Source organism: Microbacterium azadirachtae (assembly GCF_025583665.1).
Taxonomy (GTDB): domain Bacteria; phylum Actinomycetota; class Actinomycetes; order Actinomycetales; family Microbacteriaceae; genus Microbacterium; species Microbacterium azadirachtae.
In genome coordinates this window covers 1537776-1551724 of record NZ_CP099706.1, presented here as the reverse complement: position 1 = coordinate 1551724, position 13949 = coordinate 1537776, and the positions used below count along the sequence as shown (strand labels likewise).

The 13949-nt window shown below is 70.8% G+C and carries 16 protein-coding genes; 4 read left to right on the top strand and 12 right to left on the bottom strand.

Going from position 1 to position 13949, the window contains the following annotated elements; translation table 11 throughout:
* The first annotated feature begins 5 nt into the window (after positions 1-5).
* Positions 6-1265, top strand: a complete 1260-nt coding sequence (gene lysA / locus NFX31_RS07360) for a diaminopimelate decarboxylase (protein WP_262957087.1) — start codon at positions 6-8, stop codon at positions 1263-1265.
* Between the two features lie 26 nt (positions 1266-1291).
* Here the strand turns inward: lysA and NFX31_RS07355 are convergent, their stop codons facing one another.
* The 3 genes from NFX31_RS07355 to NFX31_RS07345 form a co-directional block, all read right to left on the bottom strand.
* Positions 1292-3637, bottom strand: a complete 2346-nt coding sequence (locus tag NFX31_RS07355) for an FdhF/YdeP family oxidoreductase (RefSeq protein WP_262957086.1) — start codon at positions 3635-3637, stop codon at positions 1292-1294.
* Entirely contained in the window at positions 3634-4518 is an 885-nt protein-coding gene (gene fdhD / locus NFX31_RS07350) for a formate dehydrogenase accessory sulfurtransferase FdhD (protein WP_045252267.1), read from the bottom strand. The genes NFX31_RS07355 and fdhD overlap by 4 nt, the downstream gene beginning before the upstream one ends.
* Positions 4519-4620: 102 nt before the next feature.
* Positions 4621-5187, bottom strand: a complete 567-nt coding sequence (locus NFX31_RS07345) for a TetR/AcrR family transcriptional regulator (RefSeq protein ID WP_045252268.1) — start codon at positions 5185-5187, stop codon at positions 4621-4623.
* 67 nt (positions 5188-5254) lie between these two features.
* Here NFX31_RS07345 and NFX31_RS07340 point away from each other — a divergent pair, with 67 nt between their 5' ends.
* Positions 5255-5728, top strand: a complete 474-nt coding sequence (locus NFX31_RS07340; protein WP_045252269.1) for a DUF1772 domain-containing protein — start codon at positions 5255-5257, stop codon at positions 5726-5728.
* A gap of 8 nt (positions 5729-5736) precedes the next feature.
* On the opposite strand, the gene rsfS is transcribed toward NFX31_RS07340, so the two are convergent.
* From rsfS to rplU, 9 genes are all read right to left on the bottom strand, one after another.
* Complete coding sequence (rsfS, locus tag NFX31_RS07335) at positions 5737-6123, bottom strand: ribosome silencing factor (protein WP_045252270.1); 387 nt, start codon at positions 6121-6123, stop codon at positions 5737-5739.
* The gene (locus tag NFX31_RS07330; protein WP_045252271.1) at positions 6123-7475 is read right to left on the bottom strand and encodes a hypothetical protein; all 1353 of its coding nucleotides are present in this window, start codon (positions 7473-7475) and stop codon (positions 6123-6125) included. Before NFX31_RS07330 ends, rsfS begins: the two co-directional genes overlap by 1 nt.
* Positions 7472-8068 carry a nicotinate-nucleotide adenylyltransferase gene (gene nadD, locus NFX31_RS07325; RefSeq protein ID WP_045252272.1) on the bottom strand — a complete coding sequence of 199 codons (597 nt, stop codon included), beginning with the start codon at positions 8066-8068 and terminating at the stop codon, positions 7472-7474. The genes NFX31_RS07330 and nadD overlap by 4 nt, the downstream gene beginning before the upstream one ends.
* A gap of 9 nt (positions 8069-8077) precedes the next feature.
* Positions 8078-8305 carry a hypothetical protein gene (locus NFX31_RS07320; protein ID WP_045252273.1) on the bottom strand — a complete coding sequence of 76 codons (228 nt, stop codon included), beginning with the start codon at positions 8303-8305 and terminating at the stop codon, positions 8078-8080.
* A 48-nt stretch (positions 8306-8353) separates the two neighbouring features.
* Positions 8354-9652: a glutamate-5-semialdehyde dehydrogenase gene (locus NFX31_RS07315; protein ID WP_082072500.1), complete on the bottom strand. Its 1299-nt coding sequence runs from the start codon at positions 9650-9652 to the stop codon at positions 8354-8356.
* 63 nt (positions 9653-9715) lie between these two features.
* Entirely contained in the window at positions 9716-10498 is a 783-nt protein-coding gene (gene proB, locus NFX31_RS07310) for a glutamate 5-kinase (protein WP_045252274.1), read from the bottom strand.
* Positions 10495-12030, bottom strand: a complete 1536-nt coding sequence (gene obgE, locus NFX31_RS07305; protein ID WP_045252275.1) for a GTPase ObgE — start codon at positions 12028-12030, stop codon at positions 10495-10497. The genes proB and obgE overlap by 4 nt, the downstream gene beginning before the upstream one ends.
* A 126-nt stretch (positions 12031-12156) precedes the next feature.
* Positions 12157-12414 carry a 50S ribosomal protein L27 gene (gene rpmA / locus NFX31_RS07300; RefSeq protein ID WP_045252276.1) on the bottom strand — a complete coding sequence of 86 codons (258 nt, stop codon included), beginning with the start codon at positions 12412-12414 and terminating at the stop codon, positions 12157-12159.
* 20 nt (positions 12415-12434) lie between these two features.
* The gene (rplU, locus tag NFX31_RS07295) at positions 12435-12743 is read right to left on the bottom strand and encodes a 50S ribosomal protein L21 (RefSeq protein WP_045252277.1); all 309 of its coding nucleotides are present in this window, start codon (positions 12741-12743) and stop codon (positions 12435-12437) included.
* A gap of 269 nt (positions 12744-13012) precedes the next feature.
* Here rplU and NFX31_RS07290 point away from each other — a divergent pair, with 269 nt between their 5' ends.
* Together NFX31_RS07290 and NFX31_RS07285 are read left to right on the top strand one after the other, a co-directional pair.
* Positions 13013-13312 (top strand): DUF4031 domain-containing protein, encoded by a 300-nt coding sequence (locus tag NFX31_RS07290; RefSeq protein WP_091475897.1) that lies wholly within the window; start codon positions 13013-13015, stop codon positions 13310-13312.
* Positions 13309-13929 (top strand): TMEM175 family protein, encoded by a 621-nt coding sequence (locus tag NFX31_RS07285; protein WP_262957085.1) that lies wholly within the window; start codon positions 13309-13311, stop codon positions 13927-13929. Before NFX31_RS07290 ends, NFX31_RS07285 begins: the two co-directional genes overlap by 4 nt.
* Positions 13930-13949 lie beyond the last annotated feature (20 nt).

Here is a 13949-nt window from a genome sequence, read left to right as displayed (position 1 = left end):
TGACCATGTCGCACCCCATCCTCGAGCTCCTCCCCGAGGGGACGACCGTCGACGCCGACGGCACCCTCCGCTTCGGGGGGTGCCGGGTCGACGACCTGGCACGCGAGTTCGGCACTCCCGCGATCGTCGTCGACGAGGGCGCCCTGCGGGCGCGGGCGCGGGAGTACCGCACCGAGCTGACCTCGCGCTGGCCGAAGGCCCGCGTGGTGTTCGCCTCGAAGTCGTTCCCCGCGACCGCCGTGCAGCGCGTCATGGTCGAGGAGGGGCTGGGACTCGACGTCGCGGGCGGCGGCGAGATCCTCGGCGCCCTGCGCGCCGGCGTGGATCCCGCTCTGCTCGTCCTGCACGGCAACGCCAAGTCGACCGAGGAGCTGCAGATCGCGGTCGACGCCGGACTCGGCCTGGTCGTGGTCGACAACGCGGACGACGTCGACCGGCTCGAGCAGCTCGTGCCCGCAGGCCGCACGCAGGACGTGCTCGTGCGCATCATCCCCGAGGTCGAGTCCTCGACGCACCCGCACGTGCAGACCGGCCAGGTCGGATCCAAGTTCGGGCTGACGATCCCGGCGGCGAAAGAGCTCATCGCTCGGATCGAGGCCAGCCCGAAGCTCTCGATGCGCGGAGTGCACGCCCACGTCGGATCGCAGATCATGGATCCGTCCGAGCTGGCCGCCGCCGTCGCCCCGCTCGCCGCGCTCGGCACGTTCCCGGTGTACGACCTCGGCGGCGGGCTCGGCGCGCGCTACACCTACGACGAGCATCCGGCCACCGTCGCCGAGTACGTCGAGGCGCTCCTCGCCGCCGCCCGGGAGCACCTGCCCGCGGACGCCGAACTCATCATCGAGCCGGGCCGCAGCATGGTGAACGACTCGGCGATGACGCTTTACTCGGTCGCCACCGTCAAGCGCGACGCGCGCACGTTCGTCGCGGTCGACGGCGGGATGGGCGACAACCTCGAAGTGGCACTGTTCGCGCAGCGCTACGAGGCCGCGCTCGCCGGCCGCCTCGACGAGGAGGCCACGGAGGACGTCGTGGTCGTCGGGCGCCACTGCGAATCCGGGGATGTGCTCATCGACCCGCTGCAGCTCCCCGAGGTGCACGTCGGGGATCTCCTCGCGGTCCCCGCGACGGGCGCCTATACGCACACGATGGCCAACAACTACAACGGCTACCGTCGCCCGCCGGTGGTGTTCGTGCACGACGGGCAGGCCCGCGCCGTCATCCGCCGCGAGACCTGGGACGACCTCTTCGACCGGGATCTCTGAGAGCGGTCGGCGCCCCCGGCGGTGGTTCAGGCTGCGGAGGGCGCCACCGTCACCTGGATGCTCTTCATGAGCGGCTGGTCGCTCTGCACGCTGAAATCGGCATGCCCGATCAGCACGTTGAGCTCGGGCATGTACCCCGCGGCGTTCCCTCGCGGAAGGTCGTACGGCACCGCGCGGAAGGCGTGCACGATCCTCGTGGATCCGTCCTTCGACGTCGAACGGATGTCGACGAGATCCCCCTCGGCGATGCCTCGCGCGCGCATGTCGTCCGCGTGCAGGAAGATCAGCTCGCGCAGGTTCTTCACGCCGCGGTAGCGATCGTTGTTCGAGTAGATGGTGGTGTTCCACTGGTCGTGCGAGCGCATCGTCTGCAGCACCAGGGTCTCGTCCGAGGCGGGGATCACGTCGGGCATCGGCGCGAGCGAGAACTCGGCCAGACCCGACTCCGTCTGGAACACCCGCTCCCGCGCGGGCTGCGGGATCCGGAAGCCGTGCCGACTCTGGATCCGCTGGTTGAAGCCCTCGAACCCGGGCAGCACCTGAGCCATCACGTCGCGGATCCGGTCGTAGTCGGCGATGTAGTCGTCCCATGGCGTCTGCGTGTCCGGAAGCGTCGCCTTGGCGATCCCGGCGATGATCGCGGGCTCCGAGCGCAGGTAGGCCGACGCCGGGCGCTTGCGTCCGATCGAGAGATGCACCATGCTCATCGCGTCCTCGACCGTCACGCCCTGCGGGCCGGCTTCCTGCTGGTCGCGCTCGGTGCGTCCGAGACACGGCAGGATCACCGCCTTCTCCCCATGCACGAGATGGCTGCGGTTGAGCTTGGTGCTGACCTGCACCGTGAGGCGGCACTTGCTGAGCCCCTCGGCCGTGTACGGGGTGTCCGGGGCGGCGAGCACGAAGTTGCCGCCCATACCGACGAACACCTTGACGGTGCCGTCGTGCATGCCGCGGATCGTCTTGACCGTGTCCAGCCCCTCGTGCCGCGGCGGATCGATGCGGCAGACCTCGGCGAGCCGGTCGGTCCACGCCGGCGGGCGGTGGTCGATCCCGCACGTGCGATTGCCCTGCACATTGCTGTGTCCGCGCACGGGCGACGGGCCCGTGCCGGGGCGCCCGATGTTGCCCCGCAGGAGCAGCAGGTTCACGATCTCGCGCACCGTGTCCACCCCGTGCTCGTGCTGGCTGACGCCGAGGCACCAGCTGATGATGGTGCGCTCCGAGCCGAGGTAGACCGCCGCCGCCGCACGGATCTGCTCCTCGGTCAGCCCGGATTGACGCACGAGCTCTCCCCAGGGCGTCGCCTCGACGAGCGCGCGGTACTGCTCGACGCCGTTCGTGTACTCCCGCAGGAAAGAGGTGTCCAGCACGGTCGGATCCGTCCTGGCCTCCTCGAACACGACCTTGGCGATGCCGCGGATCAGGGCGAGATCGCCGCCGATGCGCACCTGCAGGTTCATGGTGCTCGTGTCGGTGCTCTTGAACAGCGCCATGTCGACGAACTCGTGCGGCACGATCGTGCGGGTCGCTCCGGCCTCGACCAGCGGGTTCACGTGCACGACCTGCGCTCCGCGGCGCACCGCGTCCGACAGCGCGGTCAGCATTCGCGGAGCGTTCGAGGCCGCGTTCACGCCCAGGATGAACAGCGCGTCGCACTCCTCCCAGTCGCGCAGGTCGGCGGTTCCCTTGCCCGTGGCCAGAGAGGCCTTCAGCGCGCGACCGGACGCCTCGTGGCACATGTTGGAGCAGTCCGGGAGGTTGTTGGTGCCGTACTCGCGCACCATCAGCTGGTACAGGAAGGTCGCCTCGTTGCTCAGACGGCCGGAGGTGTAGAAGCTCGCCTCGTCGGGGCTGTCCAGCCCCTGCAGCTCCTCGCCGATCAGGGCGAACGCCTCGTCCCACGAGATCGGGACGTAGCGGTCGGTGGCCGGGTCGTAGCTCATCGGCTCGGTGAGCCGGCCCTGGTCCTCGAGGTCGAAGTCCGTCCACTGCGCGAGCTCGGCGACCGTGTGCTGCGCGAAGAACTGCCGGTCGACGCGCTTGTGCGTCATCTCCCAGGTGACGTGCTTGATGCCGTTCTCGCAGATGTCGAGCCGAAGGTTGCCGAGATCGTCGGGCCACGCGCAGCCGGGGCAGTCGAAGCCCGAGCGCCCGTGGTTCATGATGAGCATCGCCTCGGACCCGGCGATCGGCTCGCGTTCGCGCAGCAGCACCTTCCCCACCGACATCGCCGCTCCCCAGCCGGCCGCCGGGTGGTGGTAGGGCTTGCGGGACCAGGCTGCCGTCGTGCGCGGCCCGTAGCCGCCCTGGCGGGGCTCTTCGGGCATGAGGCCGAAGGCCGTGCCTCCGCGTGCGTCCACGTCGTCGCTCATCGCTGTGCGCGTCCTTCCTGAACGGGGGCGTCGCCCCGCGTCACCGCATCGATCCGCACACGATGCTCGTGCGCGTACACGTTCATGGATCGCCCTCGGACGAAGCCGAGCAGCGTCAGCCCGGACTCCTCAGCCAGCTCCGCCGCCAGCGACGACGGCGCCGACACCGCGGAGAGGATCGGGATCCCGGCCATCACGGCCTTCTGCACGAGCTCGAAGCTCGCACGCCCGGAGACCTGCAGCACGGTGCCGCGCAGCGGCAGCCGTCCCTCCTGCAGCGCCCAGCCGATCACCTTGTCGACCGCGTTGTGCCTGCCGACGTCCTCACGGATCACCAGCTGCGCGCCGGTGGCGGCATCGAACAGTCCCGCCGCGTGCAGTCCCCCGGTCTTGGCGAAGGCCGCCTGTCCGGCCCGGAGCCGGTCCGGCAGCTCGGAGATCCACTCGGCGTCGACGGTGACGTCGTCCTGCATCACATCGTGGTGCGAGATCGTGCGCACCGCGTCGATGCTCGCCTTGCCGCACACGCCGCACGAGCTCGTCGTGTAGAAGCGCCGGCTCTCGTCCGCGGTCGGAAGGCGCACTCCGGGCGCGAGCGTCGCATCGAGCACGTTGTAGGTGTTCTCCGCGCCGCCCGTGCCGGGGCCTCCGCAGTGGATCGCGGCGAGGAAGTCAGAGCGGTCGGTGATCACGCCTTCTGAGACGAGGAACCCGATCGCGAGCTCGACGTCGTGCCCGGGCGTGCGCATCGTGACGGCGAGCGGTGCTCCCCCGATGCGGATCTCGAGCGGCTCCTCGACCGAGAGAGTGTCGGCGCGGCGTCGTACGCCCTCGCCGAGAGCGATCCGAGTGACCGGCCGCAGCGTCGTGATCCGTCCCACGGCTCGACCCTACCCGTCGATCGCCGTCCGGCGGGGTCACCCGACCGTCTTTGTCAGCGAGGACAAAGGACGCGCTCGCCCGGCACCGGTGCGCGCCGGATCTCAGCCGCGGCGTTCGAACAAGGCGACCATCGCGGCTCCCCGGGCCTCGTCGAGCTCCGCGTCGAGACGGCCGTGCGCGTCGAGCTGGCTTACTCCGTGCAGTGTGCTCCAGAGCAGCTCCGCACGCACCGCGCGCTCGCGGGCGTCCGCTCCGCCGACCGCGTCCTCCAGCAACCGGAATCCGCGGCGGAGCACCGCCGGCGTCTCGTCCGCCGCGAAGACGACGCTGCTGCGCGCGGACGCCATGGCCTCGTACACCGCCGGATGCGCGCGGGCGAAGTCGAGGTACGCCGAGACCAGGGCCCGGAGCCGGTCCGCACCGTCTGCGGCGACGTCCATCGCCTCGGCCAGCTCCGCGTAGCCGTCGACGACCACGCGGGCGACGATGTCGTCGCGTCCGCCCGGGAAGTGCCGGTACAGGATCGGTTGGCTGACGCCCACCGCGTCCGCGAGGCGGCGCACCGTCACCGCCGGCCAGCCCTCGCTCTCGGCGATCTCCCTGGCGCTGCGGACGATGCGGGCATCGCGCTCGCGAATTCTCTCGGCGTCTTGCGCTGATCGGGCCATGGTCGTACCTTAGCATTGCTAACAGTTAGCATCGCTAACACCAGGATCCCTCTCGATCGGAGAAGCAATGTCCCTCGTCATCGGCATCACCGCCGTCCTCGCCGTGCTCGGCCTCGCCGTCATCTTCGGCACCGACATGAGCGTCGCCGTCGTGCAGCGCGCCGTCTACGCCGAGCTCGACGACCGCACCCTCGTGCAGGTCGTCGGCCGCGGCCACCACTACGGAGACCGGCGCTTCCCGGTCGTCGGCATCGGAGGGACCATCGCCACCGCGGCGACCGCACTCCTCGCCTTCCTCGGGGGCATCGCCTGGACCGGACTGCTCGCCGCCGCCGCGCTCGCGCTGGTGATCGTGTGGCTCGTGCTGTTCGTCGGCGTCGCGAAGCCCATCAACACACGGTTCACCGCCGCCGCGGCCGCCGGAGAGATCCCCGCGGACGCGCGCGCCCTGCAGGCACGCTGGGAGTCGATCATCCCGCTGCGCGCGGGGCTGCTCGGAGCGGCGATCGCCCTGCTGTGCGCGACGCTCTTCCTGCTCTGACGCGGTGCTCAGTCCTGGTCGACGGACGCGCTCAGCGGAGCGGGCTCGGCGATCGGCACCACGGGGCAGTCCTTCCAGAGGCGCTCGAGGCCGTAGTAGGTGCGCTCCTCCTCGTGGAAGACGTGAACGATCAGGTCGCCGAAGTCGAGCAGGACCCAGCGCGCTTCGCTGCGACCCTCGCGGCGCACGCGCTTGTACCCCGCCTCGATCATCTTGTCCTCGACCTCGTCCGCGATGGCGGCGACGTTGCGCTCGCTGTTGCCGGTGACGAGCAGGAAGATGTCGACGAGCGGCAGAGGCTCCGACACGTTCAGCGCGAGCAGATCCTCTCCACCCTTGGATCGGGCCGCGTCGGCGGCGATCTGCAGCATGTCCGCTGCGGAGGGAGACTGCATCAAGAGAACGCTCCAGTGGTGATGGCGACGATGAGAGCCCCGACCAGGGCCACCGCGAGTGCGCCGGCGGTGATGGTCAGCGCGAGCATGAGCTTGTTGCCCTTCTCGGGCTCCGGCGGTCGGATGACCTCGCCGGCAGGCTTGATGGTGCCGATGGCGGCGCTCGCCGCGATCGGGGTGGGCGAGGACGCCGGGGCGAGCTCGCCGTCGACGAGGATCGCGTCCACCTCCTTGCCGTCGGCCACGCCGTCGGCGTGACCGCGAGAGCCCAGTCCCGCGGGCAGCTCGTAGCTGCCGGTCACGAGGATCTCGCCGGTCGACGCGACGGGGCCGGACAGCGAAGGCGCGGTGGGCGCCTGCTGGAAGATCAGCGCGTTGGGCGCCGCGTGGTGCGATCCGGTGGAATCGCCGATCAGCGTGTCGAACGACTCGATCGCCGGCGCCTTCGGCTCCTCCGTCAGCACCCGCTGGCCGAAGGCGGGGTTGAGCGAGGATCCGGATCCCGCGGACGGGGCGCGGTCGTCGTCGGCGCCCGACGGGGTCGCCCGGACGGACTCGGACTCCGCGACGAGAGCCGACCATGCGGCCGGCTGCGCGGTCTCGGGCGCGGCGGCGGCAGGCGTCTCGGGCTGGGCGGCCGGCGCGTCGACGCCGGAGTCCTCCGGAGCGGTGGTGGCGTGCCAGGTGCGCCCGGTCTCCTCCTCGGCCCGCATCACTGCCGAGGCGGACACGGGGGCGACACCCTGCTCGGCATCGTCCACGCCGTCCTGCTCATCGAGCGAGCGCGCGGGCTCGGGCGTCAGCGGGGCGGCAGGCGCGTACGAACGACGACGACTCGGGTACGCCGGACGCGGGACGTCGGTGATCATCCCCTCCTGCGCAGGCGCAGCCTGCGGTGCGCTCTCGGCGGCCGATGCGGGCGTCGCAGACGGAACCGGCGGCGCGGGGCGCTCCGGGACGACCGCCGGGACAAGAGGCGCCACGGGCTCCGGGAGCGCCTCCGGCTCGGGGAGCTCGAACGGCGTCGAGCCATCGGTCACCGGCAGCGACCCGGTGCGGATGCGCTCCTGCTCCCGGATCTGGCGACGGGTGAGCGGCTCCTCGACGTCCTCGACGGCTTCGGGCTCAGCCTCAGGCTCCACCGCGTCGACCTCGGGCGCGGCGTCGACGGCTTCGGTCTTCGCCACCGGCTGAGCGTTCGCCGCGCTCAGCAGACGAGCCGCCTCCGCCTCCTCCTCCGTGACGATCGGGGTCGATCCGGTGAGGCGGGCCTCCCGCAGCTGCTTCCGGGTCAGCTGGCCGTTGCCCGCTGACCGATCAGCAACATGCCCGTGCTGATCCGATGTGCTCATGACGTGCTCCGATAAAGATGATGCTTCGCGATGTACTGGACCACCCCATCCGGTACCAGGTACCAGACCGGGTCTCCCTCACGGACACGGGATCGACAGTCGGTCGACGAGATCGCGAGGGCGGGGACCTCCAGCTGGCTGACGTCGTCGCTGGGAAGACCGTCCGTGCTCAGCACGTGCCCCGGTCGGGATACCGCGACGAAGTGGGCCAGATCCCACAGTTCATCATGATCCCTCCAGCTGAGAATCTGCGCCACGGCGTCCGCGCCGGTGATGAAGAAGAACTCGGCGTCGGGGCGCTGCGCCTTCAGATCGCGGAGCGTGTCGATCGTGTACGTCGGACCGTCGCGGTCGATGTCCACGCGGCTGACCGTGAATGAGGGGTTCGACGCCGTCGCGATCACCGTCATCAGGTAGCGGTGCTCGCTGTCCGACACGCCGCTCTTCTGCCACGGCTGGCCCGTCGGCACGAAGATCACCTCGTCGAGGCCGAACGAGTGCGCGACCTCGCTCGCAGCCACGAGGTGACCGTGATGGATGGGGTCGAACGTCCCGCCCATCACGCCGATCCGCGGCGCCGGAGTGGTCGTCATCGGCTCAGCTCAGTGACCGTGGCCGGCCCCGTGTCCTTCGTGACCGTGCTCCGCCGCCCACGCCTCCGCCTTCGCGGCGTGGCGGTTGGCGACGTTGCGGTAGGAGAGCGCGACCAGGCCGAGCAGCGTGAACACGCCTGCCGCGATGAAGAAGAACGGGAGCGTCTCCAGCGTCACGTTGCCGTTCTGCTCGGTGTTCTCTGCGGCGGTCTGCACGAGCTGTGCGACGAGGTTCATCGATTCTCCAGAGTGATCAGGGTGGATCTCAGCTCCTCAGTCTAGTCCTCAGGCGCGCGTCTGCCCCGCCCCACGCGCGAGCCACTTGGTGCTGGTCAGCTCGGCGAGCCCCATCGGACCCCTCGCGTGCAGCTTCTGGGTCGAGATGCCCACCTCGGCGCCGAAGCCGAACTCGCCGCCATCGGTGAAGCGCGTCGACGCGTTCGCCATCACCACGGCCGAGTCGACCTCGGCGAGGAACCGCTCGATGGAGAGGGCGTCGGTGCTGATGATCGACTCCGTGTGGCCGGTGCTGTACTGCCGGATGTGCGCGAGCGCGCCGTCCAGATCGTCCACCACGCGCATCGACAGGTCCAGGCTCAGATGCTCGAGAGCCCAGTCCTCGTCGCCGGCCGGGACGGCGTCGGGAACCAGGCGCCGGATGTCGTCGTCGCCGTGGATCGTGACGCCCTGCGCGATCAGCGCCGAGGCCACCGCGGGGACCAGGCGATCGGCCGCGCTGCGCAGCACCAGCACGGTCTCGACCGCGTTGCAGACGCTCGGACGCTGCACCTTGGCGTTCACGACGATGTCGCGTGCCCAGTCCAGGGGTGCAGTGTCGTCGAGGACGATGTGCACGACGCCCGCGCCCGTCTCGATCACGGGAACGGTCGACTCGGTGACGACGGTCTCGATCAGTCCCGCACTGCCCCGCGGGACGAGGACGTCGATGAGCCCCCGCCCGTGCATCATCGCGGTGGCCCCGACGCGCCCGAAGTCGTCGACGGTCTGGATCGCCTCGGGGGTGATCCCGACTGAGGCGAGGGCGTCGCGCATGACCTGCACCAGCACGGTGTTGCTCTCGCGCGCGGCGCTGCCTCCGCGCAGCACCGCGGCGTTGCCCGAGCGGAGGGCGAGGGCGGCGATGTCGACGGTGACGTTGGGCCGGGCCTCGTAGATCGCCCCGACGACGCCGAACGGGACGCGCACCTGCTCCAGGGCGACGCCGTTGGGCATGCGGTGACCGCCGACCACGCGACCCACCGGGTCGGGCAGTGAGGCCACCTCGCGCACGGCGGCGGCCAGCGCCTGGACGCGCTTCTCGTCGAGGCGCAGCCGATCCAGCAGTGCGTCGCCGATGCCCTCCTCCGCCCCGCGGGACAGGTCCCGGGCGTTCGCCGCGATGATGTCGGCCGATGCTGCGACGAGCGCCGAGGCGATGGCCTCCAGGGCGGCGGTCTTGCGATCGCTCGTCAGACGCGCGGTCTCGCGGGCCGCCTCCTTCGCGGCGCGCATGCGCGCCTCCGGGGAATCCGTTCCGGCAGAGGCTTCGGCGGGCACGGCGAAATCGGCGATCACGGTGGACATGCGGTCAGTGTACCCACGCAGCGCACCGCCGGGGCGCGGGATGACGGATCCGCCCCGTGCGCGTCAGACAGCGGGTTCGAACCAGGTGCCGATCGATGCGCCGGACAGGGCCTCCCCCACGAGATCCGCGCTCGTGACGAGCACGCCGATCCCGCTCGCCGCCGCGAGCCGCGCGGCCGAGACCTTGGTCGCCGCTCCTCCGGTGCCCACGCCGTTGACGACGGACGCCCCGAACTCCAGGCCGGACAGGTCGGCTCCCGCGGCGACCACGTCGAGGGGCTCTGCGGCCGGATCGGACGGCGGCCGCGTGTACAGCGACTCCACATCGCTGAGGAGCACCAGAGCGTCGGCCCCGGTCAGCTGAGCGACGAGCGCGCCGAGCCGGTCGTTGTCGCCGAAGCGGATCTCCTGAGTGGCAACGGTGTCGTTCTCGTTGACGATCGGCAGCACCCGCAGGCCGAGCATCCGCTCCATGGCCCGCCGCGCGTTGCTGCGCGAGGTGGGATGCTCCAGATCCCCGGTCGTCAGAAGCACCTGGCCCGCCACGATGCCGTGCGGGCGCAGCGCCTCCTGGTAGCGGTAGATCAGCAGGTTCTGACCGACGGCGGCCGCCGCCTGCTGCGTGGCGAGGTCGGTCGGACGGGCGTCGAGCTGCAGGAAGGGGATCCCCGTGGCGATGGCGCCCGAGGAGACCAGCACGATCTCGGTGCCGCGGGCGTGCGCCGCGGCCAGCGCCTCCACCAGGACGGGGATGCGCCACGCGGACTCGCCGCTGATCGACGAGGAGCCGACCTTGACGACGAGGCGCGCCGCCCCGGGCAGATCCGCCCGGGTGAGCGCCGTCACAGCGTGTCCTCGCCGGCGTCCTCCACGTCCTCGCCCTCCGCCGCACGACTGGCGAGGCGCTGCTCCTCGAGCTCGGCGCGCGCGGCCGCCTTCGCGTCCATGCGCTCGTGGTATCGCTCGCGGCGCTCGCTCGTGGTGCGTCGGGTGTTCGGGTCGAAGCGCGAGTCGAGACCGCGCGGGGACGTAATGAGCTCGGCCGCAGAGCTCAGCTGCGGCTCCCAGTCGAAGACGATGCTCTCGCCCGGGCCGATGACCACCGTGGATCCGCGCACCGCTCCCAGGCGGAAGAGCTCGTCCTCCACCCCGAGCTTCTCGAGGCGGTCGGCGAGGTAGCCCACCGCCTCCTCGTTCTGGAAGTCGGTCTGCTGCACCCACCGGACCGGCTTGTCGCCGAGGATCCGGTAGATGTTGCCGTAGCTGCCGCCTTCGACGCGGATCTCGAACTCGCGCTTCGCACCCCTCGGGCGGATGACGACGCGCTCCTTCGGCGCCTCCGCGGCGGCGGCCAGCTCCGCGCGATGCGCGTCGACGAGCTCGCCGAGGGCGAAGGTGAGCGGGCGGAGCCCCTCGTGCGAGACGGTCGAGATCTCGAACACGCGGAAGCCGCGCTCCTCGAGCTCCGGGCGCACGAAGTCGGCGAGCTCCCGCGCCTCGGGCACGTCGATCTTGTTGAGCGCGATCACCTGCGGGCGCTCGAGCAGCGGAACCTGACCCTCGGGGACCTCGTAGGCCGCGAGCTCCGCGAGGATGACCTCGAGGTCGCTGATCGGGTCGCGGCCCGGCTCGAGCGTGGCGCAGTCGAGCACGTGCAGCAGCGCGGAGCACCGCTCCACGTGCCGCAGGAACTGCAGGCCCAGACCGCGGCCCTCGCTGGCGCCCTCGATGAGGCCGGGCACGTCGGCCACGGTGTAGCGCGAGTCGCCGGCCTGCACGACGCCCAGGTTCGGGTGGAGCGTCGTGAACGGGTAGTCGGCGATCTTGGGGCGCGCCGCGGAGATCGCGGCGATCAGGCTCGACTTGCCGGCGGACGGATAGCCGACGAGCGCGACATCGGCCACCGTCTTGAGCTCGAGCACGACATCGCCCTCGAACCCGGGGGTACCCAGCAACGCGAAGCCGGGGGCCTTGCGCTTCGGCGTGGCCAGGGCGGCGTTGCCCAGGCCGCCCTGACCGCCCGCCGCCACGACGAATCGTTCGCCGGGGGTGACCATGTCGACGAGGACCTCGCCCTCGGGCGACTTGACGACCGTGCCCACCGGCACCGGCAGCTCGAGGTCCTCCCCGTCGTAGCCGGAGCGGTGGTCGCCCATGCCGAAGCCGCCGTTCTGCGACGTGCGGTGCGGCGAGTGGTGGTACGAGAGCAGCGTGCCGGTCTGCGGGTCGGCGACGAGCACGATGTCTCCGCCGTCGCCGCCGTTGCCGCCGTCCGGCCCGCCGAGGGGCTTGAACTTCTCCCGGTGCACGGAGACGCAGCCGTTGCCGCCCTTGCCCGCGCGCAGGTGCAGCGTCACCCTGTCGACGAACGTGACCATGCGGGGATCCTCCTGGAATTGCGGGGTGGGGACTACGGGTTTCGTGCCGGGATATGGAAACGGGGCGAGCCGAAGCCCGCCCCGTTGCCGAAGCCTGCCCGGCCGCCGGCCGGGCCCGCCGAAGCCTTACTCGGCGGCTGCGACGATGTTGACGACCTTGCGGCCGCCCTTCGCGCCGAACTCGACCGCGCCGGCGGCGAGGGCGAACAGCGTGTCGTCGCCGCCACGGCCGACGTTGACGCCGGGGTGGAAGTGCGTGCCGCGCTGGCGGACGATGATCTCGCCGGCGTTGACGGTCTGGCCGCCGAAGCGCTTCACGCCGAGTCGCTGTGCGTTGGAGTCACGACCGTTGCGGGTCGAGCTCGCACCCTTTTTGTGTGCCATTTCTCAGCTCCTCTTCGTGCTTACTTGATGCCGGTGATCTTGACGCGCGTGAGGTCCTGACGGTGGCCCTGGCGCTTCTTGTAGCCGGTCTTGTTCTTGAACTTCTGGATGACGATCTTGGGGCCGCGGAGGTGGCTGACGACCTCGGCCGTGACCTTGACCTTCGCGAGCTTGTCGGCGTCGGTGGTGACCTTGTCACCGTCGACGAGGAGAACCGCGGCGAGCTCGACCTTGTCGCCCTGGGCCGCCTTCAGACGGTCGAGCTGAACGATCGTGCCGACCTCGACCTTCTCCTGGCGTCCACCGGCGCGCACTACTGCGTAAACCACTTCATACCTGTTTCGTTGGGGAGCGGGACTGCTCCGTAATCTCACGGGAAGACTGTGCTTGCATCGCGCCACAGCAGAGGGATCCGCAGTGGCGGGCGCGAGTTGCATGATCCCGCGGCGGCCGAGTGGGGCGTCCGGCGCGGTGCACCAAGGAGCTACTTTACCGGAAGCCCGGCGACCTCGCAAAGCGAGCGCGACCGTGTCCGCCTTCTCCCTCCGCTGCCGGCGGAAACGGACCCGCCCTCGGCACCGCGCCCTAGGATCGCCGCATGGCGATACTCGTGGACGATCCGATCTGGCCCGCGCACGGCCGGCTCTGGGCGCATCTGGTCAGCGACTCGGACGTCGAGGAGCTGCACGCGTTCGCCGCCGCGCACGGCATCCCCGCGCGGGCGTTCGACCTGGACCACTACGACGTGCCGGACGATGCCCTTCCCCGGCTCGTCGCCGGCGGCGCGGAGCACGTCGGCGGCAAGGAGCTCACGCGTCGCCTCATCGCCTCGGGGCTGCGCGTGCCCGCGCGCGACCGCGTCGGCGGCCATGACCACGGCACGAGGATCGCACGATGACCTCAGGGCGCCTCGAGGCGTTCAGCGACGGCGTCCTCGCGATCATCATCACGGTCATGGTGCTCGGCCTCGCCGTGCCGAAGGGCTCCTCCTGGACCGACCTCGTGCAGACCTCGGGCCTGGGTCTGCTCACCTACCTGCTGAGCTTCGTGTACGTCGGCATCTACTGGAGCAACCACCACCATCTGTTCCAGCTGCGCCCTGCCGTCGACGGCGTGGCGCTGTGGGCCAATCTGCACCTGCTGCTGTGGCTGTCGCTGTACCCGTTCACGACGGCGTGGCTCACCGAGACCGACGTCGCCGAGGTGCCGACGATCGTGTACGGGCTCAATCTCCTGGGCGCGGCCATCGCCTACACGATCCTGCAGCGCACGATCGCACGCGGACCCGATCGCGACAGGGTCCGCGAGGCCTTCGGGCGCGACGTGAAGGGCATCGCCTCTCTCGTCCTCTATCTCGCCGGCATCGGGCTGGTCTTCGTCGCCCCGTGGCTGGGCCTGATCCCGTTCGTCGCCGTGGCCGTGATCTGGCTCGTGCCGGATCGGCGCGTCGAGCGCTACCTGCGCGCCCACGCGGCCGTCGGCTCCCCCGACGACGAGGAGGGCCCTACGCCGTAGCGTCGAGCCCTCCTCGGACG

Bases quoted from the DNA above. Each gene is read 5' to 3' on its own strand.
- lysA (WP_262957087.1), top strand. From the start codon at position 6: ATGTCGCACCCCATCCTCGAGCTCCTCCCCGAGGGGACGACCGTCGAC.
- NFX31_RS07355 (WP_262957086.1), bottom strand. From the start codon at position 3,637: ATGAGCGACGACGTGGACGCACGCGGAGGCACGGCCTTCGGCCTCATG.
- NFX31_RS07345 (WP_045252268.1), bottom strand. From the start codon at position 5,187: ATGGCCCGATCAGCGCAAGACGCCGAGAGAATTCGCGAGCGCGATGCC.
- NFX31_RS07340 (WP_045252269.1), top strand. From the start codon at position 5,255: ATGTCCCTCGTCATCGGCATCACCGCCGTCCTCGCCGTGCTCGGCCTC.
- rsfS (WP_045252270.1), bottom strand. From the start codon at position 6,123: ATGCAGTCTCCCTCCGCAGCGGACATGCTGCAGATCGCCGCCGACGCG.
- NFX31_RS07330 (WP_045252271.1), bottom strand. From the start codon at position 7,475: ATGAGCACATCGGATCAGCACGGGCATGTTGCTGATCGGTCAGCGGGC.
- nadD (WP_045252272.1), bottom strand. From the start codon at position 8,068: ATGACGACCACTCCGGCGCCGCGGATCGGCGTGATGGGCGGGACGTTC.
- NFX31_RS07320 (WP_045252273.1), bottom strand. From the start codon at position 8,305: ATGAACCTCGTCGCACAGCTCGTGCAGACCGCCGCAGAGAACACCGAG.
- NFX31_RS07315 (WP_082072500.1), bottom strand. From the start codon at position 9,652: ATGTCCACCGTGATCGCCGATTTCGCCGTGCCCGCCGAAGCCTCTGCC.
- obgE (WP_045252275.1), bottom strand. From the start codon at position 12,030: ATGGTCACGTTCGTCGACAGGGTGACGCTGCACCTGCGCGCGGGCAAG.
- rpmA (WP_045252276.1), bottom strand. From the start codon at position 12,414: ATGGCACACAAAAAGGGTGCGAGCTCGACCCGCAACGGTCGTGACTCC.
- NFX31_RS07290 (WP_091475897.1), top strand. From the start codon at position 13,013: ATGGCGATACTCGTGGACGATCCGATCTGGCCCGCGCACGGCCGGCTC.
- NFX31_RS07285 (WP_262957085.1), top strand. From the start codon at position 13,309: ATGACCTCAGGGCGCCTCGAGGCGTTCAGCGACGGCGTCCTCGCGATC.